The sequence below is a fragment of the Tenericutes bacterium MZ-XQ genome (genome assembly GCA_002838205.1).
GTDB lineage: Bacteria > Bacillota_I > Bacilli_A > Acholeplasmatales > Acholeplasmataceae > Mariniplasma.
This window is the reverse complement of the sequence record CP017950.1, coordinates 1,381,843-1,407,165: the sequence shown is the minus strand read 5'-3', so window position 1 is coordinate 1,407,165 and position 25,323 is coordinate 1,381,843. Positions and strand designations below refer to the sequence as shown.

Annotated in this window: 34 protein-coding genes and 1 tRNA gene; 28 read left to right on the top strand and 7 right to left on the bottom strand. The window is 30.7% G+C overall.

Translation table 11 applies throughout. The annotated features are described in order from the left end of the window. Window positions 1-25 precede the first annotated feature (25 nt). Window positions 26-805: a hypothetical protein gene (locus BK011_06985; GenBank protein AUD65446.1), complete on the top strand. Its 780-nt coding sequence runs from the start codon at window positions 26-28 to the stop codon at window positions 803-805. 676 nt (window positions 806-1,481) lie between these two features. On the opposite strand, the gene BK011_06980 is transcribed toward BK011_06985, so the two are convergent. Beyond that, on the bottom strand, window positions 1,482-2,888 hold the full coding sequence (locus BK011_06980; protein ID AUD65445.1) for a hypothetical protein: 1,407 nt from the start codon (window positions 2,886-2,888) through the stop codon (window positions 1,482-1,484). Between the two features lie 252 nt (window positions 2,889-3,140). Here BK011_06980 and BK011_06975 point away from each other — a divergent pair, with 252 nt between their 5' ends. From BK011_06975 to BK011_06950, 6 genes are all read left to right on the top strand, one after another. Beyond that, the gene (locus BK011_06975; GenBank protein ID AUD65444.1) at window positions 3,141-4,499 is read left to right on the top strand and encodes a hypothetical protein; all 1,359 of its coding nucleotides are present in this window, start codon (window positions 3,141-3,143) and stop codon (window positions 4,497-4,499) included. Window positions 4,500-4,520: 21 nt separating this feature from the next. Next, entirely contained in the window at window positions 4,521-5,267 is a 747-nt protein-coding gene (locus BK011_06970; GenBank protein AUD65443.1) for a hypothetical protein, read from the top strand. A 108-nt stretch (window positions 5,268-5,375) separates the two neighbouring features. After that, a complete protein-coding gene (locus tag BK011_06965; GenBank protein ID AUD65442.1) occupies window positions 5,376-5,720 on the top strand; it encodes a hypothetical protein in 345 nt (114 codons plus the stop codon). A gap of 46 nt (window positions 5,721-5,766) precedes the next feature. After that, window positions 5,767-7,071, top strand: coding sequence for an amino acid permease (locus BK011_06960; GenBank protein AUD65441.1), 1,305 nt, complete (start codon window positions 5,767-5,769; stop codon window positions 7,069-7,071). Between the two features lie 46 nt (window positions 7,072-7,117). Next, on the top strand, window positions 7,118-7,645 hold the full coding sequence (locus BK011_06955) for a hypothetical protein (GenBank protein AUD65440.1): 528 nt from the start codon (window positions 7,118-7,120) through the stop codon (window positions 7,643-7,645). A gap of 18 nt (window positions 7,646-7,663) precedes the next feature. Next, complete coding sequence (locus BK011_06950) at window positions 7,664-8,203, top strand: adenylate kinase (GenBank protein AUD65439.1); 540 nt, start codon at window positions 7,664-7,666, stop codon at window positions 8,201-8,203. Here the strand turns inward: BK011_06950 and BK011_06945 are convergent. Next, complete coding sequence (locus tag BK011_06945; GenBank protein ID AUD65438.1) at window positions 8,200-8,634, bottom strand: hypothetical protein; 435 nt, start codon at window positions 8,632-8,634, stop codon at window positions 8,200-8,202. The two genes, BK011_06950 and BK011_06945, sit on opposite strands and share 4 nt — an antisense overlap. Window positions 8,635-8,755: 121 nt before the next feature. Here BK011_06945 and BK011_06940 point away from each other — a divergent pair, with 121 nt between their 5' ends. The 4 genes from BK011_06940 to BK011_06925 all read left to right on the top strand — a co-directional run bounded on the left by BK011_06940 (window position 8,756) and on the right by BK011_06925 (window position 11,404). Then, complete coding sequence (locus BK011_06940; GenBank protein ID AUD65437.1) at window positions 8,756-9,145, top strand: hypothetical protein; 390 nt, start codon at window positions 8,756-8,758, stop codon at window positions 9,143-9,145. Continuing rightward, window positions 9,132-9,656 carry a hypothetical protein gene (locus BK011_06935; protein ID AUD65436.1) on the top strand — a complete coding sequence of 175 codons (525 nt, stop codon included), beginning with the start codon at window positions 9,132-9,134 and terminating at the stop codon, window positions 9,654-9,656. Before BK011_06940 ends, BK011_06935 begins: the two co-directional genes overlap by 14 nt. Window positions 9,657-9,735: 79 nt before the next feature. After that, the gene (locus tag BK011_06930; protein ID AUD66162.1) at window positions 9,736-10,911 is read left to right on the top strand and encodes a chromate transporter; all 1,176 of its coding nucleotides are present in this window, start codon (window positions 9,736-9,738) and stop codon (window positions 10,909-10,911) included. Between the two features lie 85 nt (window positions 10,912-10,996). Further along, on the top strand, window positions 10,997-11,404 hold the full coding sequence (locus BK011_06925; protein AUD65435.1) for a hypothetical protein: 408 nt from the start codon (window positions 10,997-10,999) through the stop codon (window positions 11,402-11,404). On the opposite strand, the gene BK011_06920 is transcribed toward BK011_06925, so the two are convergent. Both BK011_06920 and BK011_06915 read right to left on the bottom strand, forming a co-directional pair. After that, window positions 11,405-12,256, bottom strand: a complete 852-nt coding sequence (locus BK011_06920; protein AUD65434.1) for a hypothetical protein — start codon at window positions 12,254-12,256, stop codon at window positions 11,405-11,407. Continuing rightward, window positions 12,253-12,600, bottom strand: a complete 348-nt coding sequence (locus BK011_06915; GenBank protein ID AUD65433.1) for a hypothetical protein — start codon at window positions 12,598-12,600, stop codon at window positions 12,253-12,255. Before BK011_06915 ends, BK011_06920 begins: the two co-directional genes overlap by 4 nt. A 122-nt stretch (window positions 12,601-12,722) precedes the next feature. Between BK011_06915 and BK011_06910 the strand changes: the two genes are divergently transcribed. From BK011_06910 to BK011_06875, 8 genes are all read left to right on the top strand, one after another. After that, window positions 12,723-13,343, top strand: coding sequence for a hypothetical protein (locus BK011_06910; protein AUD65432.1), 621 nt, complete (start codon window positions 12,723-12,725; stop codon window positions 13,341-13,343). After that, a complete protein-coding gene (locus tag BK011_06905) occupies window positions 13,328-14,344 on the top strand; it encodes a hypothetical protein (protein ID AUD65431.1) in 1,017 nt (338 codons plus the stop codon). Before BK011_06910 ends, BK011_06905 begins: the two co-directional genes overlap by 16 nt. Window positions 14,345-14,398: 54 nt before the next feature. Next, window positions 14,399-14,890 (top strand): hypothetical protein, encoded by a 492-nt coding sequence (locus tag BK011_06900; GenBank protein ID AUD65430.1) that lies wholly within the window; start codon window positions 14,399-14,401, stop codon window positions 14,888-14,890. Then, window positions 14,862-15,080 (top strand): hypothetical protein, encoded by a 219-nt coding sequence (locus BK011_06895; protein ID AUD65429.1) that lies wholly within the window; start codon window positions 14,862-14,864, stop codon window positions 15,078-15,080. The genes BK011_06900 and BK011_06895 overlap by 29 nt, the downstream gene beginning before the upstream one ends. Before the next feature lie 56 nt (window positions 15,081-15,136). Next, window positions 15,137-15,649 (top strand): hypothetical protein, encoded by a 513-nt coding sequence (locus tag BK011_06890; GenBank protein AUD66161.1) that lies wholly within the window; start codon window positions 15,137-15,139, stop codon window positions 15,647-15,649. Window positions 15,650-15,654: 5 nt separating this feature from the next. Beyond that, window positions 15,655-16,629 (top strand): hypothetical protein, encoded by a 975-nt coding sequence (locus tag BK011_06885; GenBank protein ID AUD65428.1) that lies wholly within the window; start codon window positions 15,655-15,657, stop codon window positions 16,627-16,629. Window positions 16,630-16,689: 60 nt separating this feature from the next. Beyond that, window positions 16,690-17,385 carry a hypothetical protein gene (locus BK011_06880; protein ID AUD65427.1) on the top strand — a complete coding sequence of 232 codons (696 nt, stop codon included), beginning with the start codon at window positions 16,690-16,692 and terminating at the stop codon, window positions 17,383-17,385. Window positions 17,386-17,474: 89 nt separating this feature from the next. Next, a complete protein-coding gene (locus BK011_06875) occupies window positions 17,475-18,170 on the top strand; it encodes a hypothetical protein (protein AUD65426.1) in 696 nt (231 codons plus the stop codon). Between the two features lie 37 nt (window positions 18,171-18,207). Here the strand turns inward: BK011_06875 and BK011_06870 are convergent. Continuing rightward, window positions 18,208-18,282: transfer RNA gene (locus BK011_06870), tRNA-Gly, on the bottom strand. Window positions 18,283-18,382: 100 nt separating this feature from the next. Between BK011_06870 and BK011_06865 the strand changes: the two genes are divergently transcribed. Then, window positions 18,383-19,567: a hypothetical protein gene (locus BK011_06865; protein AUD65425.1), complete on the top strand. Its 1,185-nt coding sequence runs from the start codon at window positions 18,383-18,385 to the stop codon at window positions 19,565-19,567. Here BK011_06865 and BK011_06860 read toward each other — a convergent pair. Both BK011_06860 and BK011_06855 read right to left on the bottom strand, forming a co-directional pair. Continuing rightward, window positions 19,531-21,045 carry a hypothetical protein gene (locus BK011_06860; GenBank protein ID AUD65424.1) on the bottom strand — a complete coding sequence of 505 codons (1,515 nt, stop codon included), beginning with the start codon at window positions 21,043-21,045 and terminating at the stop codon, window positions 19,531-19,533. The genes BK011_06865 and BK011_06860 overlap by 37 nt on opposite strands. Before the next feature lie 47 nt (window positions 21,046-21,092). Beyond that, complete coding sequence (locus BK011_06855) at window positions 21,093-21,443, bottom strand: hypothetical protein (GenBank protein ID AUD65423.1); 351 nt, start codon at window positions 21,441-21,443, stop codon at window positions 21,093-21,095. A gap of 185 nt (window positions 21,444-21,628) precedes the next feature. On the opposite strand from BK011_06855, the gene BK011_06850 reads away from it, so the two are divergent. The 8 genes from BK011_06850 (at window position 21,629) to BK011_06815 (ending at window position 25,313) form a co-directional block, all read left to right on the top strand. After that, on the top strand, window positions 21,629-21,823 hold the full coding sequence (locus tag BK011_06850) for a hypothetical protein (GenBank protein ID AUD65422.1): 195 nt from the start codon (window positions 21,629-21,631) through the stop codon (window positions 21,821-21,823). Window positions 21,824-21,854: 31 nt separating this feature from the next. Further along, complete coding sequence (locus tag BK011_06845) at window positions 21,855-22,319, top strand: hypothetical protein (GenBank protein AUD65421.1); 465 nt, start codon at window positions 21,855-21,857, stop codon at window positions 22,317-22,319. Further along, window positions 22,316-22,747 (top strand): hypothetical protein, encoded by a 432-nt coding sequence (locus tag BK011_06840; GenBank protein AUD65420.1) that lies wholly within the window; start codon window positions 22,316-22,318, stop codon window positions 22,745-22,747. Before BK011_06845 ends, BK011_06840 begins: the two co-directional genes overlap by 4 nt. A gap of 82 nt (window positions 22,748-22,829) precedes the next feature. Beyond that, the gene (locus tag BK011_06835; protein ID AUD65419.1) at window positions 22,830-23,282 is read left to right on the top strand and encodes a hypothetical protein; all 453 of its coding nucleotides are present in this window, start codon (window positions 22,830-22,832) and stop codon (window positions 23,280-23,282) included. Between the two features lies 1 nt (window position 23,283). Beyond that, window positions 23,284-24,024: a hypothetical protein gene (locus BK011_06830; GenBank protein AUD65418.1), complete on the top strand. Its 741-nt coding sequence runs from the start codon at window positions 23,284-23,286 to the stop codon at window positions 24,022-24,024. Further along, a complete protein-coding gene (locus tag BK011_06825) occupies window positions 24,021-24,293 on the top strand; it encodes a hypothetical protein (protein ID AUD65417.1) in 273 nt (90 codons plus the stop codon). Before BK011_06830 ends, BK011_06825 begins: the two co-directional genes overlap by 4 nt. An 11-nt stretch (window positions 24,294-24,304) precedes the next feature. Continuing rightward, entirely contained in the window at window positions 24,305-24,589 is a 285-nt protein-coding gene (locus BK011_06820; GenBank protein AUD65416.1) for a hypothetical protein, read from the top strand. Between the two features lie 70 nt (window positions 24,590-24,659). Beyond that, window positions 24,660-25,313 carry a hypothetical protein gene (locus tag BK011_06815; protein AUD65415.1) on the top strand — a complete coding sequence of 218 codons (654 nt, stop codon included), beginning with the start codon at window positions 24,660-24,662 and terminating at the stop codon, window positions 25,311-25,313. The last annotated feature ends 10 nt before the right edge of the window (window positions 25,314-25,323 follow it).

Genomic DNA, 25,323 nt, shown 5'->3' with positions numbered 1-25,323 from the left:
AACTTTGATATAAGAGGTAAACGCTATGAACAATCTTGATAGAAGCATTAGGTATTATGAGATATTACTCAATATAGATGTATCAAATATCCTATCTATACCTCTGCCAACAGGTTATCATTTTGAGTTTTATAAAGATGGTGATCAAGACGCGTGGATAAAAATAGAGTTAAGTGCTAGAGAATTTCTAACTTTTGATGAAGGCATCAAAGCTTGGGATTATTACTTTAAAAGATATGAACATCTATTACCACATAGAATGGTTTTTTTAGTGGATTCAAAGACTAATGAGAAAATAGGAACTGCAAGCGCATTCTTTAATAATTGGAAGGATGACATAAGTGATGGATATTTGCATTGGGTAGCTATTAAAAAGACTTATCAAGGTAAGGGATTGGCAAAAGCTTTGATTTTACATACTTTGAATTTATCCAGAAGTCTTGGATATAAAAAAGTTAAAATTCCTACACAAACAACAAGTCCGGTAGCCTGCAAAATCTATTTTGATCTGGGTGCATATCCGGCAAACTTAAAAAAATCATATGTGGGGTATCAAATTTTAAAGACTCTATTTAACCAAATTCAACTCGATGTGCCACCTATCTCAATTTCATCAATCTATAACGATATATATGTACAAATTGAAAAAATATTAAAACAAAAGTTTCCTATGCTATATGATTTTGATATCAATGAAGAATATAGAGAAATACACATGGTAGTAAACGATGAGTTCAGCATAATCAACTATGATGTTGTAAATCATCAAGTAGTTATAGAGTTTCAAAAAAAGAAAGAAGTATAATAAATATCAGATAGGTTAATGCAAACGATAAAGATTCTTAGATGAAGTTAGATCATCATTTAAATGATAGCAAATTTATGAATTAAGTTAATTTGAAAACTGGTTACATTATTATTTTATCGGTAGCAAGCATATGAAGATTGTGGTTCATGATCATAGATATGATAAAGTATGCTCAACCAATGAAGTTGCTTTAGTTGAGAAAATATAAAATTAGTTTAAAGAAAAGAACAGAAAAAATAACGACAACAATTGAAACACTAAAAAACTATGAAGATAAGTTTTTTCAAGAAAAGTATCGACAGTATTATCAAGATTTAGGCATTTTCGATTTCAAGCACTGGATAAAATCTTTGTTGATATGGCAAAAGAAGAAAATTTTCAGTCTTATTTATTGTTGGAAAAGGAGAATATCATAGGATTTATCATGTGCAAAAAATAAAAACTTACACATTGATTTTTTAAGCAAAAATGTGGGTTTATACGTGAAATTTGGATTGTGAATATAAATGCTAATATAAGAATACCCAATAGTGTGCAGATAAGAATCCCGATTTCTAATCACTAAAAGGTATTCTTATCTGATACAATAATCCTTTAGCTTCATCAAAAAAAAGACATATTAGAATTAAATCTTGTATGTCTTTTTTGATTGATGAAAAAAGTATTTCTTCATTTATACATTTAAGTTTTTATCTGTTGATATGAAATTAATAAATTGATCTAAAGATTCAAAGCCTTTTAGTGATTTTCTTAGACTTACCCCTTTTTCAGCAGTTAATATATCCATATGAGGTAAGGCTAATAAATCAATAGCAGTCGCAGTATTTATATCGATTTTATAAACAGACATTTTATCATCCCATGGAACTGGCTTAATATATTGGTTAGTTGTTATCCAAATACTCTGATATAATCCATTTTTTAACATTTCGGGGTTTTCTATTATTTTTGAAAGTGTTTCCTTCCTAAAAGTTCTAACAGACATCAAAGCTTCTTTAAATGCGTCAGGGTTGCCTTGTTTACCAGTAAGATATAGGTTTTCAAACTTAGATATATACGCCTCATCGACTGTTGCAAAATGAGTGATCCTTAAAAAAAGTTCAAATATTTTTTCCTTTTCATTTGGAAAAGCATTTGCGTATGTCATGACGAAATCAACCATTAATGTCTCTTTTGTCAAATCTATTTTTGACAAAGCAAAAAGAATTTTTAGATAATGATTTGAGATTGCATCTAGAGCAGCTTTTTGTGTACCAAAAGGTTGATAGAATAGTTCATCTTGGTATTGATTTTTAAAAAATTCATCTTTATAAAAGTAATAGAAGAAACTCGCAATTACACCTTCTGATGCCATCATTTGCGAACCATTTTTGATGTGTTCAGGTGTAAAACAACTAGATGTTATATGTGCCATATGTAGCTCAGCATATGTTTTATAGGTATCAATTTTAGGATGTGCAGTAAGATAAATGAAACGATTGTTTTTAACTGCGTGCATCCTTAAAGCACTATCACGATAGCTTAACCAAGACTCAATATCAAATCCGGAATCAAAAGGTAAATTGTTTTCTTGATGATGGGATAAGTCGCTGGATACTATTTCTAAATGTTCAGCAAACCCTTCGCTAAATGCCATAAAAGGATCAGTGATAGCTGTAATGGTATGAAACTTATTTGATGGACTCAACTCAAAATCATACCCTAGATTATAAAGCCATAAATGAGAAAACTCATGTGAGAATATTTTTTCTATACCAGAGTTTTCAAGATCATTCCAATCAGTATAAAATGCAAGGAATCCTAGATCTGGGTATACTATATCATCTTTACCATCTTCAAGTAAAAGACCAACCATTTCTGTAGGATCAGTCCAATCAGTAACAAAAACTAAGGGTTTATCTTTATTGATATAATGATTTAACATGATACCCAACTCATAAAAAAAGGAAATTTCCTTCTTTTTAAATAAGTCTATGATTTTAATATATTTTTCATTAGATTGATCAAGTCTTCTTGCGTGTAAGAGTTGTTTTTCGTTGACTTCTTTGAAGCCTATAGCTTCAGCTATGATGATTTTCATGATGTACCCCTTTGTTTGTATGCTACTCTTATTTTACTTTATCTAAGTTCTTAATACAATAATTACTGTATATAATTTACAATATTTCTAAATAAATATCTATATTATAATCTTGAAATTGGAAGATAAATTATTTTTAATTATTGGTCGTTTTTTACATTGAGACTGTAATGACTTTATAAACGTCATTATTTTTAGTATAATGCAAGAAAAGAACACATTATTTTTAGTGGTAAATGCATGAGGCTCATGATGAAAAAAACAATCATTTTTACTATAATTATTTTATGGATACTCGCAGGATGTTCAAATGTATCTGAAGAAAATGATTTAAAGAAATCTATGGAGAATCAGATTTTGATACCAAGTATGATCAGTAATCAACTAGACTTGCCCCAATCGATTATGATGGGTAACGATTCATATGAGATTATTTGGGAATCATCAGATACTGATATAATAGATGCAACAGGGTTAGTAAAGCAGACTGATGAGGATATAAGCGTTACACTTAAAGCAACAGTTCATACACAAAATGCTACACATACAATGATATTTGAGGTGACCGTCATGAAAAAAGAAAAAGTAAATCATTTCATAAAACCACATCAAATTTTAGTGTATGCTGATAGGATAGATAAAGCAAAACTAAATGATTTGAAACTTGTTGATCATAAGCTAGAACTTGAAGATAATATGTTAGAGGCTACGTATGAATCAGATCCTATTGAAACCCCTAGTTTTACGAAAATGGTAGGGTCATGGTCAGCAATATCATCTTTGGATGCAACCGTTGAACTTCAAGTGAAAGTTATGGTTGACGGGATTTGGAGCAAATATTTATCTTATCGAGCATGGGGGTTGGGGCGAAACAACTTCAGTCTTGATGCATCCGATCATATCGCAAAGATATCTACAGATGAAATCATGATCTTAAACGATAAAAAGGCTCAACAAATTCAATATAAAATGATTTTAAAAAGAAAAGATATAAGTATATCAAGTCCTAAATTAGAACTGGTATCTTTTGCTTTAACGATACCCAACTATACATATACACCAAGCACAGATCATTTACCTAGTTTTCTAGATTATGAAGTGCCTATGCTTAACCAACAAGAAGTTATCGATATAGGAAGTAGTATATGCAGCCCTACATCAGCAGCGATGTTACTACTTTATAAAGGGCATGATTTATCTATAGAAGATGAACTTCCACATCGTTTTACAGCACGTCTTTTTAGAGATTATGGTGCAAATATCTATGGGAACTGGGTATTTAATACTGTTGGTATGTCAAGTTATAATGAAACGGCTTATGTAGGTGTGATGTATTCATTTGAAGAGCTCATGATACATTTGGCTCAAGTTGGACCGGTTGCTGCTAGTGTTAGTGGGGATATGGGGTTGTATCATACAAACGGTCATTTAATTGTTGTTAGAGGCTATAGGATTACTGATTTTGGTGATGTTTATGTCTTAGTCAATGATCCTAATATCAACGCTAGATTTGGAAATGACGCCAATGGAGATCCACTATATGTTTATTATGAATTTCCACTCGAAACTTTTATGAAAACTTGGAAAGGTATTGCTTATGTTATCGAATAAGCAATCCATGGTGATGATATGATGACAAGAAAAGAAATTATTGATATTGCATATAAACAACTTAGTATCGATTATCATAGCGATATCAATGATTTTTACAGTGAAAAAAATGTATTAACAAAAAGAAAAATGCACCCTAATCAAAGAAAAGACTTATGGCAATCATGTGTTTTTAATATGATGTCAATCCAGGGTAAATCAGTTGTATCTTCAAAGAAGGAGCTGTTTTCTTGGATAGAAAAAGAAATATTGCCTAAGCAAGCAAATTGGATTTTTGATTTTTATATGCTTAGAAAAATTGATCAAAAACTAAAATCCATAGATTATGAAATTGATCAAGTTCTGTTACATTACTTACCAGATCCAGAGCGTTTGAAACTTGATAGTACAAAACAAGTGACATGGTTTGATGAACAGGAAATTCAACAGTTTAAAGGTGATTCTCGATTTGATGAAGCGTTTTGTTTTGACCCTGATGCACCAGATGTGCTTGGTGTTGCATATCTTAATCAAAATGAAATTGTTGGTATGGCTGGAGTTAGTCGTGATTCTAATTATTTATATCAAATGGGGGTAAATATAGATGAAAAATATCGACATCAAGGGATTGGAACTATGCTGGTTTCACAACTAACGTCTAGACTTTTAAACATGGGCATCGTACCATTTTATAAAACTTCAATTTCTCATGTAAACTCTAGTAATGTTGCAATAAAATCAGGATTTTTTCTTGCGTGGGTTGAGGTAACATCTAAAAAAATAAAATAATTTTTTGGTTTTTTGTATGCTCATAGACTTTCTTAGTCATTTTATCTAACAGTTCCAACATGTTATAATAAAGATATAAAACATCTATTTTATGATTGGAGTAATCATATGAGCCATAAATTATATCACATGTCGTTTTCAAAGCTTTATCCACTTTATGTGGCAAAAGCAGAAAAGAAACAAAGAACACAAGAAGAAGTTAATCTAATTATTTGTTGGTTAACAGGGTATGCAAAAGAAAAACTAATGGAACTCATCAATAGTGATATTGATGTTGAATCTTTTTTTAATGAAGCACCGATGATACATCCAAATGCACAATCCATTAAAGGTAAAATATGTGGAGTGACTATTGAAGATATTGAAGACCCATTGATGAAAAAGATTAGATATCTTGATAAATTGATTGATGAACTTTCTAAAGGTAAAGCAATGGATAAAATACTTAGATAGGTCTTATCCTAAATCTACACTACATATTATACGAGGGAGTGAAAAGATGAATGAACAGAAAAAAAATAGTATCACATTAATTGGAGCTATCGGATTAGGGACAGGCGTCATGATTAGTGCAGGCATCTTTGCATTGCTTGGTCAAATTGCTGAGTTATCCAATCAATGGATTTTTTTGATTTTTTTAGTCGGAGCTGTCGTCACAGGATTTAGTGCATACTCATACATTAAGTTCAGCCAAAATTATCCAAGTGCTGGTGGTATTGGTATGTATTTAGTCAAAGCTTACGGAAAAGGTGTTTTTTCTAGTGTTGGGGCATTAATGATGATTTTATCTATGGTCATCAACCAAAGTTTGGTTGCAAAAACATTTGGATCGTATACTATGCAAATCTTTAACGGCTCATCTGATACCTGGGTTATATCTGTTCTAGGGGTAGGACTACTCATATTTGCATTAATTATCAATTTATTGAGAAACTCATTTATACAAACATTCACATCGATCATGTCAGTGATAAAGATATTAGGATTAGTTTTATTTGCTGCGGGAGGACTTTTTGCTGCACGCTTTGCACTCAAGCTTCCTGAAGTATCAGAAGCAGCTGAATCGCTTAGTTTCGCACATTATATTGCTGCTACAGCACTAGCTGTCATCGCATTTAAAGGTTTCACAACCATTACAAATAATGGAGATGAAATCATAAAACCTAAAGTTAATGTTGGAAGAGCGATTATGTTCTCAATCATTATCAGTTTAGTTGTCTATATTGTTGTTACTTTTGGTGTAACAGCAAATCTATCTGTCTCAGAAATTATTGCATCTAAAGACTATGCACTTGCTGAAGCTGCTAGACCTGTTTTTTCAGGTTTAGGATTATGGTTTACAGTCATTTTAGCAATACTTGCTACTATCACTGGGATTATTGCAAGTGTGTTTGCCGTCTCAAGACTTATTGCAATGCTAGCAAATATGCAAATGATTCCACATAAAAAAATATCAGAAAATATTAAAACACAGCAACAAACGATTTTCTATACGGTTGGGTTAGCAATCGTTTTAACGATATTGTTCGATTTAACAAGAATTGCATCTTTGGGGGTATTTTTATATTTAGTGATGGATATGATGATTCATTATGGGTTGGTTGTTAAAATGAAAGATGAGATAAAAGTGAATCGTTGGATTGTTTGGTCAGCTTTTATATTAGATTTTGTGATTCTTTTAGGATTCTTGTATATAAAAATTTCTACAGATTTACTTGTGGTGATCGTTGCAGCTGCAATCATCATTGCATTGTTTATCATCCAAAAACTGTTTTTCAAGCTTAAAGAAAAAACAGTAACATAATCATTATTAAATAAAACAAATCTTACTAAATAAAGCGAGGAAGAACATGAATAGAAAACGTGTTATTGTTGAAAACTATAATCCAGTATGGAGTGATGCTTTTTTAAGCATCAAAAAAGATCTAGAATCGGTATTAAAAGATGATGTATTAGCTATCGAACATGTAGGGAGTACATCTGTTGTTGGACTTAAAGCAAAACCAATTATAGATATCGATGTCATCATTGATGATCAATCTAAGTTTGATTTGGTCAAAGATAGACTAAAAACGATAGGCTATATTCATGAAGGAAACCAGGGCATTGAAGGTAGAGAAGCTTTCGGATATGAAAATAAGGCGCATTTAATGAGACATCATTTATATGTATGTCAGAAAGACAACTTTCATTTAAAAAGACATTTAGCTTTAAGAGATCATTTAAGAAAGCATCCTAAGGATGTAGAAGCTTATGGGCTGTTAAAAGAAGAGTTATCAAAAAAATATCCAAATGATATTGATCGATATATTGAAGGTAAGAGTGACCTTATTTTAAGTATTTATAAGATATACGGATTGGAGAAAGAAAATGATTGATCCTAGGAGTTATCTGATATGATTCTACTCATTCACGGACCAACACATACAGGTAAAACATATGTTGCCCAAAAAGTTTTAGAAACATTCAAATATCCTTATTTATCCATCGATCACTTAAAGATGGGACTCATAAGAAGTAAATATACTCACTTAAAACCTAGTGATAGCATTTATGATCTTACAAATGAAATTTGGCCAATTCTTAGAGAAATCATAAAAACAGCGATTGAAAATCAGCAAAACCTAGTCGTTGAAGGATGCTATTTACCTTTTGATTTTGCTAAGGATTTTGATGTTAAATACTTAAAACATATATCCTATTTATGCTTGTTGTTTCAGGATACTTATATCAAAAATCATTATCAAGACATCATTAACCATCAAAGCGTAGTTGAAAAAAGAATCAGTGAAGATTTGACCATGCAAAATCTGATCAAGGAAAATGATTATTTTACTAAGCAAGTAAACATACATGCATTAAATCATTTCATTATCAAAGATTTATATGATATTGACGAAATTCTTAAAAAAATAAAGAGCGATGTCGCTCTTTAAGATTTACAGTTAAAATAAATTTCATAACCATCATCAAATGATTTCATTAACCCATATATTTTTGAGAAATTAATCTTTAATCCCTGTTCCTTAAGATAGGATTCATAGGTTTTATTATATTTTCCTTCAAGTAAGTCATTATAATCTTCTTTCGGACAATAAACTTTTAAAAACAAATCACTATTTAGCTCAACCAATTGCACTTGTTTACTTATACTTACTTTTTCAGAAACAGCTGCATAAGCTACATGTAGTGATTTTTTCATACTCCCTTGAGTGATGACTAACTCAAAAGTGAATCTATCTAATGGAACCGTATGAGTTTCATCTAAATAGTCATCCATTAATATTATAGCTTGTTCCTTGCTTTCACCCATAACACTCAGCAAATACTTGAAACCTACATGCACTAACTCAAATTGATTTATCATAAAGAACCTCGTTTTAATTTTATATTAGCGCAATCTATATTGACTGTCAATATCTAAAAAGATTGCGTTTTACTTGTTCTATATCAAAAAAAAAATTATGATGTAGATAAAGGAGTATAACATGGACCAATCCATATATAAAAAAATGAGACTCAAAGTAAATACTGTTGGTAGATATATAGATGCACCAAGGGCATACAGAGATTTTGCAGACCAACAACACTACATCGATTTTAGTGGTCTAGAACCTAATTTTTATCATGTTTTTTTATACTCTGTTCAAGATTTCATGGATCATATAAAAGAATTATTACCTTTGATAAACGAAAACACGAAATTATGGATATCTTATCAAAAAAAGAAAAAATATGACAAAGAAGATCTAAATAGAGATAAAACGTTCGAGCTGGGAAAAGTTTTCAATTTAATACCATATGCAAATGTCTCATTGGATGAAACATGGAGTTGTGTTGCGCTTAAACTAATGAAAAAGGAGCATGAGCATGAGTGAAATAGTTAGTCAAATAAAAACAAGATTTCAAAAAAATATGCATCGCCATCAAGATGTAAATTGGGATGATGTAAAATCCAAATTAAATGATAGTACGATTAAAATCATCGAACACATGGAAACATATGGTGGTGAACCAGATGTGATATCGTATCATAACAAACTTTATATAGTTGATTTTTCAAAAGAAACACCAAAGCCTAGAACGAGTGTTTGTTATGACGAAGAAGCTCGATTATCAAGGAAAAAATTTCCACCAGAATCATCTGCATTAGCTTTATGTAAAATCATTGGCATAGAACTCATGGATGAAGCATTATATCGATACATTCAAAGCTTAGAACCTATTGATCTAAAAACGTCAAGTTGGTTAAAAACTCCAGATGACATCAGATCATTAGGTGGAGCAATATTTGGTGATAACAGGTATCAAAAAACGTTCATTTATCATAATGGAGCAGACTCGTATTACGGCTCTAGAGGATTTAGAGGATATATCATTTTAGACTGATCTTACCTATGTAAGGCCTTTTTTTAATTTCTAAAGCTAATATATGATATGATGAAATAAAAAGATGATAAAGGTATTTATGATGGAACAAATAAAGTATAAAACATTTTTAAAAGATGTCCTTATTTGCTCACTTGGAGCTTATGGTGGACCGGAAGCACATTATGGTGTTTTCACAGATCAGATGGTCGTAAAAAAACAGTATCTCTCAGAAGATGAGATGGTTGAATTGATTGCGTTAACAGGTATCTTACCAGGCCCAAGTAGTACACAAACAATCATATCTATTGGCTATAAGATTGGTGGTCCTGTCTTAGCCTTTTTAACCCTTTTAGTATGGGCTTTGCCAGCTATAGTCATTATGACTTTATTTTCATTCCTTTATTTTATACTTGCTAGAAATCAAATTGATTCGAATATTTTAAGATACATCGGTCCCATGGCAGTTGGGTTTATAGCTGTAGCTGCTTATAAACTAGGGCGTAAAGTCATTAAAAATCCGTTAACACTGGTTTTGTTTATATCATCTATGGTCATCACATATTTTTTTACACAAGCATATATATATCCTTTAGTACTTATTTTGGGAGGATTCATATATACGCTTTTTTCTAGAGAAAAAGGACTTTGGCATAAAATAGAAGTTAGCCCTCCGTGGCGATACTTTATCGTGTTTGCAAGTATAGCTATTGGCTTTATTCTATTAAACTTAGTATTTGATAATCGTATCCTTTTCTTATTTGAAAGGTTTTATCGATTTGGCTATTTGGTGATTGGTGGTGGACAGGTTGTCATTCCTTATATGGTGACTGAACTTGTAGAAGTGCATCAGTATATGACGATTGATGAGTTTTTAACAGGTTTTGGACTTGTCCAAGGCATCCCTGGGCCAATGTTTAGTTTCAGTGCATACGCTGGGGGTATGGCATCAAGGGATTTATCTACATTTGGTCAAATAACTTGTGCATTATTTTCAAGTCTAGGTATTTTTTTACCTGGTACCTTACTCATTTTCTTTGTATACCCTATTTGGGAACAATTAAAGGCGATGAAAGGCATCAAAGTTGCTTTAACAGGGATTGTTTCAGTTGCAGGTGGTTTGATTGCGATTGCAGCATTTAAACTGATGCAAGATAGCGGGTTCAGATGGGATAATTTTATTGTGATGATTGTTACTGTAGCTTTATTATTAACCAAAAAAATACCTGCTCCAATCATTGTTATTTTAGCAGTTTTATTTGGTGTACTATTGTAGGTACTTTAATGTTTTCTTGGTTTTACAGATTTTGTTTTCTTTTATATCAATGATATAATTTTTATAAAGAGAACGGAGAGCATATATGAAAAAACTAAATGAAATGACATTAGAAGAACTCTGGAAACTTTTTCCAATTGAATTAGTAGATCATGATCCATCATGGAAAGTTCAATATGAAAATGAAAAAAATAGGCTTATCAAATGTTTTAAAGAGCATAAACCGATTAGAATTGAGCATATAGGAAGTACAGCAATCCCCCATATCAAAGCTAAAGCGATTGTAGATATTTTAATTGAAACGAAAGTAGAAGATTTCCAAAGATTTAAAGAGATAATTAATGACTGCGGTTATATACTGATGAGTCAATCAGACGATCGAATATCTTTCAATAAAGGGTATACAGAACAAGGATATGCAGATCAAGTATTTCATCTGCATTTAAGAAAAGAAAATGATCATGAGAAACTGTTTGCTAAATATGGACAGTAATTAAAAAAGGCTAGGAAGAGTTGACATTCTCAATTGTAGAGGTGTCAACTCTTTTATTATTTTACTTTGTCTATCTTCATTGTAATATGTGATGTAAGAATCGACAAGTGTTTTCATTTGTTTTATTGTGATTTGATGATGAAGATGCATACATTCACTTTTAAATTGACTGAAGAAAGATTCTATTGGACAATTATCTACGCAGCTGCCTTTTGCTGATACACTATGTTTTATCCAATGTCTTTTCAACCACCTATGGTAAGTTTGTCCAACAAATGCGGTACCTTGATCAGAATGCAGTATTAATCCTTTGCGATAATTTCTGGGTACGGTTCTTGTTGCTTGTTTTAAAGTATCCATGACTAGTTTCAAATCATTTCTTTCGGAAACTTTGTAACTGACAATATATTTATCATAGAGATCTTTTATCGCACACAAATAGATGGTTCCTTGTGTTGTGGGCAAATAAGAAACATCTATACTCCACTTTTGATTTGACATTTTTGTGGTAAAATCTCTTTGAAGGAGATTAGGAATGCGATGATGGTTGACCTTGCTATATCTTTTTCTCTTTCGTCTGATAATAGACTGAATACCATTCAGTTTCATGTATCGATACACGGTGCTCTTCGTGGTAAAGACGCCGTGTATTTTCTTTAATTTCATTTGAATTGTTTCTATGCCCCATCTTTTATCTTTATGGTAGAGACTAACAATCTGATGGTTAAGCAATTCATTGAACGCTTTATATTTTGGCCTACCTAAGCGAATCCATTCATAGTAACCGCTTCTTGAACATGACATCCTCATGCAGAGATAGATGATAGAATAACGATCCTTTAATTGGTCTATGACTTGGTATTTTTCTCGCGCGTTCTTAGGTAGGCTACCGCTTTTTTTATGTCTTCACCACTTTTGATATATTTTAACAGTTCTTCTTTACTCATGATGTCCAAGTTAAGCTTCTTAGGTCTACCTTTGTTTGGTATATCTTTTTTCGTACCTTTTCCTCTACGATCTACACAAGTGCCATGCTTTCGATACTGTTTTACCCATAAATCTAATTGACTATGAACAATATCAAAACTTCTAAGTATTTGACGCTGTGTTTTCTCTTTGCTTAAATACAGTTCTACAATCTTGTTTTTCTCATCAATTGTATACGATGGATGCTTTCTTGTTTTTCTTTCATTCATTCTAACGACTCCTTTATATTCATTCTAACAAAAAAAGCTAGAACACTATACTATGTCCTAGCCTTTTTTTAAGTTGTCCGTTTTAATCAAATAGTTTCGATGAGATTTATTTTAAAAATCATTTGATTAAACATATTGAAGATGCAAAAACATATGAAATACTCAAAATAGAGTTATCTAAGCAATACAGAACCAATCGAGACGAATATACAAGACAAAAGACTGAATGTGTTAAGAGATTTACACAAAAAGGTAAACTTGAACATAAACTAGATATTTTAAAGCATATTGCTGAAAGATTAAATGAAAAAAACATCATATGGAATTTAGGTGCATCCGCTATGCTTTATCTAAGAGGCATTGTTGATGATTTTTCTGATATAGATTTATTTGTAAGACAAAAAGACATAAAAATAGCAAAAGAAATCTTAGAAACACTTGGGAAAATGAAACCTCAACATAGGCATAAAACATACAAAACTGAAGTCTTTTGTGAATATGTGATTGATGATGTCGATATTGATTTAATCTCAGGATTTAAGATTATAAAAGACCAAAAGTTATATGATCTATCTTTTGATGAAAATGAAGTATTTGATACACATGAGATAGATCATATAGTAGTATATATGGATTCTATTCATAATTGGCTTAAATATTATGAGATTATGGGAAGAGAAAGCAAAGTAAATATGTTAAAAAAATACATACATAGGAGTGTTGAATCATGCAACAAAAACTAAAAAAAGGACCGTTATTAAATCAGCAAGGTGAATTAATAGAGGCTGGTTATCACACATCATTAATTAAAACATATGATAAAAAATTGGTGAGAAACAGCAGAATGAGACTTAAAGAATGGGATTATTATTACGTAGGTAATGATGATTATGGTATTGCACTTACTGTTGCTGATAACGGATATATGTGGTTGTTAAGTGCTACACTTTTTGATTTTAATTTAAGAAAAGAAATATCAAAATCAAAAATGGGATGGATACCATTCAAGCGTTTTAATATGCCTGAAACAAGCGAGAAAGACAATGTTATGGTGCATAAAGGCCAGTGGAAAATAAACTATAAGATTGAAAAAGATAAGAGACACATTGAAGCTGAAATTCCTAATTTTAATAAAGGAGAAGCTTTAATTGTTGATCTATATCTCGATGCCATGATTGATGATTCCATGGTGATTGCAACGCCTTTTGCAAATCGGAAACGTTTTTATTATAATCAAAAAATAAATTTATTAAAATCTTCGGGAAGAGTTATTTTAGGAGATGAGATTTTTGATTTTAATGGGGCATATGGTGTGCTTGACTGGGGAAGAGGTGCATGGACATACCATAATATCTGGTATTGGTCTAGTTTGAGCGGTGAGCAAAACGGGCATAAGATAGGATTTAATCTCGGGTATGGATTTGGTGATACCTCAAAAGCAAGCGAAAATATGTTGTTTTATGATGATCAAACCTATAAACTTGACGATGTAGAGTTCATCATACCAAAAGATGGTATTCACTATGATTATTTGAGTACATGGATGTTTAAATCAAAAGATGGAAAGATAGATTTAACCTTTGAACCAATCATTGATAGAAACTCAAGTACAAATATCATTATTTTAAAATCCGTCCAACACCAGGTCTTCGGTAGATTCTCAGGAACATTCAAGGTTGAAAATAAAGAGATTATCATCAAAGATATGCTTGGGTTTGCTGAACGTGTTGAAAATAAATGGTAAATCTTTTGTTTTAGAAGTATAATCTAGGTATATGATAAAAAGGGAGTATAAACCATGAGATATTATATTAAGCAAAAGGTTTTTTCTATCAAAGATAGATTTAAAGTGACTGATGAAAGCCAAAATGAGCTTTATGAAGTTAAAGGTAGATTTATGAGTTTATCTAACAAACTTGAGTTAAAAGACATGAACGGAAATGTTTTGTATCATGCAAAGAAAAAAATCTTATCGCTTATGGCAAAGTATACTTTGTTTGATGATCATGGAAAAGAAGTGGCACACATTAAGAGGAAGTTTAGTTTAAGACCAAATTTCGATTTAGACATCTTAGGACAAAATTTATCAGTAGAAGGTAGTTTATACGGGCATGCTTTCGATATTATAGATCATGAAAATCATATCGCTTCCATTAACAAGAAGTATTTGTCTTGGGGCGATACTTATGAGATAGATATTCATGAATCAGACAACAAAGAGTTATATCTTTTTGTTGTGATCATTATTGATCAAGTGATTCATGAAAAAAAACATAGACAACATCATTAACGATGATGATGTCCATGTGATGCATCAAAAATCAGTTATAAAATCTCTTTTTTTCAATGTGATTATGTCTACGATATGGTTTGTTAAAAAATCTGAAATACACCTATATATAGCGCAACATTGTGAAATGAATATACCTCAAATACATAGTTCTGATATCTTAAGTACATTTCGCATAGAAATTATTTAAAAAAATGTTATAATAATAACAACATTTGAGGTGGTTTTATGAAACTATCAACCGGTATGCATGTACCAATTCACAGTTATAAGCATAACAAACGCCTTCATAGAATTTGGAAAAAAACAACCATATTATCTGAAGATCAGCATTGTTTAGTAACTGGCCATCATCGCACAAGAGTCATTGAGCATGATGGAAGAAGTTGGCATACAAAAGAACCAGCAATTTGTTATTTTTATAACGATTTATGGTTCAATATCATAGGTATGCTTAAGAAAGACGGGGTTTACTTTTATTGCAATTTATCAAGTCCATATTTATTTGATGGAGAAGCTGTTAAATACATCGATTATGATTTAGATGTTAAAGTTTTTCCAGATGGAAACTATATCATTTTAGATGAAAAAGAATATAATGTTCATTCAGATAAAATGTGTTATTCTGATGAAATTGATGAGATTGTCAAAGCTCAGCTTGATATCTTGCTTAAAAAAATCAAAAACAAAGAAAAACCTTTTGACTTGTCGGATATACATTTATATTACGATCAATATAAACGTATGCATAAAAGGTAAATTATATGAGAATTGTACATACGACAATTAAAATGACACTTGTCACGCTCGTTGCAGGACTTATTTCAAGATGGATTGGTTTAGAATACTGGCTGACTGGTGGAATACTCGCATTACTTTCTATACAACTTACAAAAAAAGACTCGATGATCATCGCAGCAAAACGCATCTTGGATGTATTTTATGCGATGTTTTTATCGATTTTTTTGTTTTGGCTATTTGGCTATGAGTTTTGGGTTTTTATCGTATTAGTCTTTATTCTAGTCTTATCTTCTTTCTATTTTAAAATCCAAGAAGGTATAGTCCCAGCTTTAGTTGTTGTAACACATTTTTTGGTAAAAGGAAGCTTTTCTTTTGAGTTTTTGATTGAGGAGTCATTGCTTGTCATTGTATCAATCGGGATTGCGATGATTTTTAATACTTTTTATCCAACTGGTGGTGAAAAAGTATTAATAAAATATATTGAAACCATTGATGGCTATATGAAAGATCATTTAATGATGTTATCATTTTTAGTTAAAGATCCTGAATATCATGAGACTTATTCAAGTTATTATAATCAGCTTGAACAAAAACTAAAGTCTATTATTCAACAAGTTGAAATCACAGATAAAAACATTCTTTTTCAAAATGATCAGAGTTACTTAGCTTATGTATATATGAGAAGCACACAAGCCAGATATTTAAACCATATGTTTGAGCAGGCTGTTAAAGTGAAATGTATACATCCTTATGCAGAAGAGATTGCTATTTTTATAAAAAAACTCTGCTTTGCTATTGGGCATTATGATGAAGGACAAAAACACTTAAATACCATTCATGAAATGCTATCAAAGTATAGATTATCTGATTTACCAAAAACAAGAGATGAGTTTGAATCAAGGGCAATTCTTTATCAAATTTTGTTAGAGCTTGAATCATTCATTCAAGTGAAATTAGAGTTCTATAAGACGTATCCAAAGTTTAATGTAAGCAAATAATTTAATATGTTAGTTGCTCCTTGTTATAATTGAATTATAAGAAAAAAAGGAGAATTACATATGAAGTTTATAAAAAGATTTTCATCGATATTTAATCAGCAAGTACGTACCATTATTTTAGTTGCTATATTAGCTTATGTCGTATTCCAAAGATTAGGAAACACAAGTGGATTTTTAAATGCATTAGAGGTTTATACACCTTTAGCATTTGTCGTTATTGGTCTTTTATATCTAGCAATTAAAGGAAAAGGATTTGCTGCTCATCTCGCTACATTAGCTGCCTTTTTCTTATCTACAGGTAGTAGTTTTGTTAACTCGCTTTTGTCATTTAGATTTGATCCGTTCGGATTTGCAAATCCTCTTGATTTTGGTTCGATTATTGATTTAGTAGCATTCTTATATTTATTACTTATGTCAATATCATTGTTCTTAAACAAAGATGCTAAAGCGAAAAATGAACGTAAAGATTTACTTTTAACTGCGATAATTGCTGGACTGTTTTTCTATTTTAGAGGTGGATTCGATCTTGTGATTGATAAGCTGATGTTACCTGTTATATCATTATTATTTGGTGCACCACTTTCAACAATTTTGTTCTTAGCTGCAGGTGTCATTGATGTTCCATTTAATTTTGTAGATACAATACTCAATACGCCTTTATTATCTATACCGATATCTTATTGGTTGTTCTCATTATTTGCATTTTATTTAATTTTTGGAGCGATTAAAGGTATACTAGGAGAACTTAAAAAATAAAGTCAAAAGCCTAATTCGAATGAATTAGGTTTTTTTATTGTTTTTTACGTGATAAAATAAAGAAGAAACCATTCATAAGGAGTTAAGTTATGTTATATATAAAATCATTTATGCATAAAATATCATTTAAAAAACAAACACTTTTTCTATTTCTATTTATCTTATTTAAACTTATGGATGTGATATTATCTACATATGATTTTTTTGATGGATTGATTTATATATTTCCAGTAGTGTTCATTGGTTTAGCTGTGATGTATTTACAGTTTGATCAAAAACCATTAGGAGCACATGTGCTGATGTTATTTGGTTTATTCGGTCAATATTTATATGCTTTTACATCTGATATATTTAGCTTTAATTTTGGAACGATGTCTTTTATGTCTACAATCAATCATATCGATGCGATTGGCTCAGTACTTAGTATATATCTTATAATATTTGTGATTTCTGCTTTAATGAATGAGAGATTTAGTGGATATAAAATGGCATATGATCCATTGGTTGTTTTATTTGCCATCTATTTGTATATTCGATTTGGGTTTGAATATGCAGTACTAAATGTTTCGATTGCGTGCTTCCTGATGTTCATTCGTTCAAAAGTAGCGTTTTATTTATGGGTCATTAGTTTTGTCATAAGTATGCCATTTTTCTTAATTGATCTGATTATAGAGCAAGCTGGATATGAAATTTTATCTTATTGGGTTTATGAAATTTTAGGGCTTATCTTGCTTGTTTTTGGTTTTATTAAATTGATTAAAGCCCTCAACGAAAAAGAAGCATAAAAAAAGCTATGCTTTTGCATAGCTTATTCAATGCTTATGGAGCGGGCGAGGGGAATCGGACCCCCATTTCATGCTTGGCAAGCACGTGTAATAACCATTATACGACGCCCACTTGTTCGTGCTATTTAATGATAGCAAAATTTTTATATACTGTCAAGCGTTTTTGATTGTTTTTTTGCATAATTTTTTAAAAAAATGACAAGGAGTTCATGATGAAAAAATATGGTATCTTATACTTTTTAATTGCTTCATTTTTCATTGGTGTTTTTTTTACGCTCCTTGTTTATGTAGGTATATGGAAACAACTTGTTTTAGGTTTATCGACTGTTCAATGGTGGTTATGGCCTGTTTATTTAGTGTTAGCGTTCTATGTTACATTGACATTACATGAGCTAGGTCATTTTATAGCGTTTGCAGTTCAAAAGGTGAAATTACGTGCAATCTATTTAACCATGTTTGTTTTTTATAAATCTAAAAAAGGGTGGCGATTTAAAATAATGCCCAAGTTATGGGTGTTGTTAGGTGGTTTGGTTGTACCTGATTTAGATTTAATTGGAGATGAAGAAACCTATAATGAAGTCACTAAAAAATTTGCAAATGCTTTAATTTCGGCACCGATTGTAACTATCAGTTTTATGGGATTAACAAATATCATCTTTATCATAAGTATGATTTGGTCAACACAATATGGTTGGATTGGATTTATATCTGTATTTAATTTGTTTACAACCATGCTTAGTGTTTTATATATTTATACGTTTAGACTGCATACCCAATCCATATACGGTGATTTTATAGCATATAAAAAACTAAAAGAAGATGCATTATTCAGATATATTCAAATAAGTCAATATGTTGGCTTTAGATTGAATCAAGATCAAACATTTTCTATGTTTTTATGGGAAAAATCAAAATCACTCATAAAAGAACATAAGATGAAGACAGATATATTTCACACCACATTGTTAATCAATTACATTGAAGGTATCATTTATGAATCTCAGCCCATAGATGAAGACATTGATCATATGATCCAAAAACTACCTGTCACAAATTATTTAAGAACTGAACATGGATTAATGATGGCATATGATATTGTCATTTATCATTATTTTAATCATCGTGTTGAAAAAGCTTATCAATTATTAGAAAAAATTGAAAAAAGACAAAATCATAAAATCAATGAAAAACAACGAATTTACTTAAATAAAAAAGCTAAGCATGTGACACATATAGCATATAATGATGCCTTTTTGGCAAACAAAGAAAACTTCCCAACAGAACAATCATGGATATTCGAACCTATTTTAGATTATTATAAAAATATGGAGATTTTACATAAAAAATTACCATTTCATATTTATGAATGTCCCGTAGATTTAGAAGAGAAAATATAAAAAAAACACCTTATGGTGTCATAATTAAATGGTGCACCTTTTAGGTATGAAATCGAACTTTTTAATTCATCCATACCTATGGTGACTTTGTTTTCTTTAAAAAAGTTAATAAATATCGTAACTGATTCATCATCATAGATGACATTTGTTAAAAAAGCATCTAAAACATATTCGTTAATCTCATTTATATCCATAGACTCTAAATGTTTATTAATCATATAGAATAACCTACGATCATCAATTCTTTGAGGTTTTAGAAGATTTTCTTTATATATTTCATCTTGTAATATTTCAACTTCATTCTCAAGTTTAGATAGTTCTTGCAAAAGTGTTTTAGAAGACAAGCCATCTTTTATTGACTCGATGATATTGGTGATTTGTTTTTTTGTACGTTTGAGATTTTGTTCTAAAGACTTGATTTTACTATCATCATCAATGTTTTTATTGTATGACTCAATGCTATCTTTAATTAATTCATTGAAATGCTTATCTGTAAAAATATTATTAATAATCTTATTGGCTATAAGAGTCTCTATTTGCATCTTAGATATTCTATTAGTGCTACATTTTTGTTGAATCGATCTATTTTTGTTACATGAATAATAATGATATATTTTGTCAGACTTATTAGTAGAGTCAGCAATCATTGGTCTTCCACATTTTGAACAAAACATTTTTCCTGTAAGGTGATAAGGTACTCGTGCCTTTTTAGCTGCAGGAGCTTTTTTATTTTTACTCATTAATGATTGTACTTTATAAAAAGATTTATCATCAACTATTCTCGGATATATATTTGAATAAACTACTCCGGAATGTTCATACACCCCTATGTATTTTGTGTTTTTTAACATTCTATAGACTCTATTCATATTTAGATTATGACCAAGCATGTTAATTTCAGATACAATTTCTTTAGCGGTTTTCCCATTAATATATAATTCGAATATTTTCCTTACAATAATAGCTTCAGATTCATTTACTATGTGTTTATGATTAGCAGTGGAGTAGCCATAAACCTTATGTCCACCTATAGATTTCCCATTAAGTAGATTTTCTTTAATTCCTCTACGAACTTTTTGCTCAAGTTCTAATGAGTAATATTCAGCCATACCTTCAAGTATAGACTCCATGAGAATTCCTTCAGGACCTTCAGTAATATTTTCCATAGCTGATAATCTTTTTATCCCATTTTTCTTTAAGGTATGATTGTGAACAGCTGAATCGTATTTATTTCTAGAAAATCTATCCAGTTTGTATATGATTATATAATCGAATAAATCTTTGCCTGAATCTCTCATCATCTTTGAGAACTCTATTCGATCATCATATTTACCAGATTGAGCACGATCTATATAGATTCCTACTACATTAAGTTTGTTCTTTTTAGCATAGTCTTTACATACTCTTAATTGACTTTCAATTGATTGTTCATTTTGTTTATCAGAACTATATCTTGCATAAATAACAGCTCTATTCAAATATCTCACCCTTTCCAAAAAGCATATTAATAAGATAGAATCCTATCTTATTTTTTTTTATCATCATCACTAGTGAACTTATAAGAAGTTAGTAAATCATTCAAATAGAGTTCCATTCTTTCTTTGCCTTCATCATTTAGGATATTGTACTTCATTACAAAATCATCACCAATTTGATTGATGTGATTCAATGTAACTATCTCTCCTTTTGCTAAAGCATTTATATCAATACTTAAGCAGTTGCAAATATTTTTTATAGTGTTAATTCCAGCTCTATCGATTCCTCTATTTATGACGCTAACAACAGTTGTATATGGAATATCGCATTTAATAGAGAAGTCTCTCAAACTCTTATAATTATTCAATATAAAATCTTTTAACTTATTTTCAGTGGTCATTTTGTACACCTCACTTTATTCACATTTTACCACTTATTTATGATAAAAACAATAAAAAATACGCTGTATCGTATAAAAAGCATATAAAAACACATAAAATTTACGCTATAAGGTTGACAATGGACGATACTGAGTTTATAATAGCATTAAAATACGCAGTTGCGTAAACATAAAGGAGGGAAATCATGCTTTATAGAAATCTAGAAGCTGAGTTGAAAAGAAAAGGCATTACACGAAGAAAACTCGCTAACTTACTTGGAATTAATATTATGACAGTTTCTTCTAAACTTAACGGCAAAACAGAGTTAAAGTTTGATGAAGCAAAAAAGATTGCAGCAGAGTTAGACAATCAAGATTTAAATTATTTATTCGAGAAGTAGAAATCAATTTCAAAGAGCAAAGGAGTATCCCATGAAGTTTCAATTAACAGAGTACCAAAAAATTAGATTAGTTGAACTGGGGTTAAAAGTAAGCAGTAGAGACCCAGAAGATTTCGCAGATTTTTGCGAAAAGTTTGAACAAGAGCAAAGGAGAAAAACTATGTTAAAAAACAAGAACAAAACCAATGAGGGGGACAACCAAAAAGCAGTGGATCTGATAGAAACTACTCAGAGACAATTAAAAGAGATCCATTTATTTTATGGAGTGCTAAGAGATACTGAACAAATAAAAAGTATAAAGAATACTGAAATCAATCAGTTAATCCAAAGTGTTGAAAAGACATTAAGAGATAAACACCATTATTCAGAAGAACAAATCAAAGGGATCAATTGGGACATAGATCCAAAAGAACATGAAAGATTTAGAGAATGGTGTGCACGTACCGGAAATGACTTCCATCGTTACGAAACACTAGACAAATATCTTAACTTATGAATTTAAAGATCCTAAGAAGAAAGAAAGGATATCGACAATCTGATTTAGCAATAGCATTAAACACAAGCACAATGATTCTAAGCTTACTTGAAAACTATGATGTCATACCAACACCTAAAATGATGGATGATATTGAAGAAGTTTTAGAATCAGATCGACTTGAGATTTATAACAAAAAAGATATCCAACTAATTAAACGAAAGAATACTAAGTTCAATGTCCCAGATGATTATGAGTACTATCATGTACACGTTAGACTTCCAAAAGCCTATAAAGAACTTCTTACAAAAGAAAACTTTAGAAAAGCTGGCTATGGAAGTCTGACTCATTGGTTGCATCACAAGATTAAGAATTTTCAAAGACAATTAAAACACATTGATGATTATTACCAAAAGAAAGCTAAAAAGAAAAGACACCTTAACAAATAGTTAAGATGTCAAGCAGTTAAGCCCGAGCAAAGGAAAACTGCAATATTATTATACTTTAAATCAACAGAAAGGACAATAACATATGGAAAACTATGCTGTTATTTATCCTATTAAACCTGAATATACAAGAAAAATAGAAGCATCACTAAAGACTAAAGAAGTACGTACTAGACTTCCTAAATTAAAAATGCCTTATACAGCCTTTGTTTATGAGACAAAAGCAAAGCCAGATGGACAAGGAAAAATAGTTGGATGGTTTCGTGTAAGTGAAACATCAACAATGAAATATGAACATTTTGAATCCTGTGATGATGAAACAATCCAGGAACTTTTAAATGATTTAGCAATAGATAAAGAAACCCTGGTTAAATATCTAAAAGGCAAAGATCTAAAGATGCTTCATATTAACAATTATTTCTCAATCAATCCAGTTAGCTTAAATGCAATTGGAATACATTATCATCCACAATCATACATTTATATTACTGCAGATCAAGCATCAAGTATTGTTCATTTTGGTAGTCTACCATTCTAATATGGATGTTAAGAAGATAAAAGAGTTTGCGAACACTCTTTATGATTTACTCAAAAAAGACAAACTACCTAGAAGAAACATCAAAAGAATACTTTATGATCGTGGAAACAAGTTAGGCATCAACGAAAACACACTTGATGTCATATGGAATGCGTTTATGGAAGATATGTATAATCCATATGGAAAGAATTTCACATTAAACAAAAAATCAAAGGAGAAATCTATCATGAAAGGTAAAAGAAGACCTATATTAGTTATTAATAAAACCACTGGGAAAATTAAAGAGTGTAAAACTCAAACTGAAGCTGCAAAGTATGTTAAAACAACACAAGCTACATTATGCAATATCTTAAAGGAACGTAAAGACTATAAAAACTTTAGTTTCCAATATGCAGATCCAAGTGGTATCACAACAATCAAGAAAGCAAAAGAAATCAAAGAAGATCCATTATCATCAAAAGCCATTATCAAAGAAGCTAAGAAAGTTGAAGATGATGTTAAAAAGAGAAGTTCATTTGAAAGAGCTGGAGATCCATCTAAAGATAATCCAATCATATCAGATATGAATCCAGCTGATGAACCACCTCAAATATTCAATAGAATAAATCATGTTTATGATGTTGATAAAGATAGACAAACTTACATCGAAGCATTATTAGATAAGGCACAAAAACTTATTCTTAAATATGGTATTGCTTTAGAAGAGCAAGAGAAGAAACTCTTTGAGGATATCTTAAAATGAAGTACGTTAGAGCGATGTTTTTTATCCTATTAGTCGCATTAATATCTGTAGGGGGATTCTTAACATATGTGTTTTTCAAAAGTGTTGAAATGGAGTTTATTCATCTAGTATTAATACTTGCATTTCTTTGCATCTTCTATGTTGAGTTGCTAATGATATCCATCATGATTGATGGCGATTGCAACAGTGAACTTAAACGAGTAGAAAGAAGACATGCAACAGCAGATGAAAGAAGAGTCGCAACAAAAGATGACTTTGCTAAGTTATAAGATGGTGTGTCATGGCTAAGACACTAAAGAATGACCATGATAGAAAACTCTTTATTGATAATCCTGGTAATTGGGAAATCATTAGAGATCATGGACTTATAAGAATACTGCAGCTTAATAAAACTAGAATTGCTAAAGTTCAAATTAAGACAGCAGATAGTGAAAGATTACATGTTGGTTATCAAGATATAGCATTTAGAGAAATCATTGGTATAGATAATGATGAAATTATGATTAGTCCATTTCCATTAGAAGAACGTGCTATCATTCTCTATTTAAAGCATATTAAGTTCTAATGTGCTTATGGCTATGTTATATCAAGAAAACTATTCAAATAGTTTTAAACTTAAATATTGAGGTGATACAGTGGCTAGAAGAATTAAGTTCTTTGATGGTCAAAAGGAAACAAAACCAATTAAAGATCCAAAAGACATTGAAAGATTGATGTATTACTTACTATCAGAACGTGAACACGCTAAGACAGAAGTAAAAAGATACCAAGCAGACCGCAACTGGATGATGTGTCTACTTGGTATCAATACAGCATTCAGAGCCGAAGATCTTTTACAGCTCAGAGTATTTGATGTTATTAAAGGTTATGTTCAAATCAAAGAAAACAAAACTGGGAAGATGCAAAACTTTAAAATGAATAAAAATCTTCACCAGGATATTAAAGAATATGTCGAAAGAAATGGTCTATCAGAATATGATTACATGTTCATGGGCCAAAAGAAGAAACAAGATGGAAAGAACTACTCTAATCCAATAACAAGACAAAGAGCACATGCAGTTATCACAAATTCTTGTGAAGCTGTAGGGATCTATTTCGTAGTTGGTATGCATGGATTAAGAAAAACCTTTGGATATCATTTCATGCTTAATGGTGGTAGACCAGAAACACTCATGAAGATGTATAATCATGATTCATATGATGTCACCAAGAGATATGTCATGTGGGGTATCGATGATGCTGAGAAGTCTAGAACTGATACATACATTGGTGGTGCACATAAAAAATAGTTAGTCATAA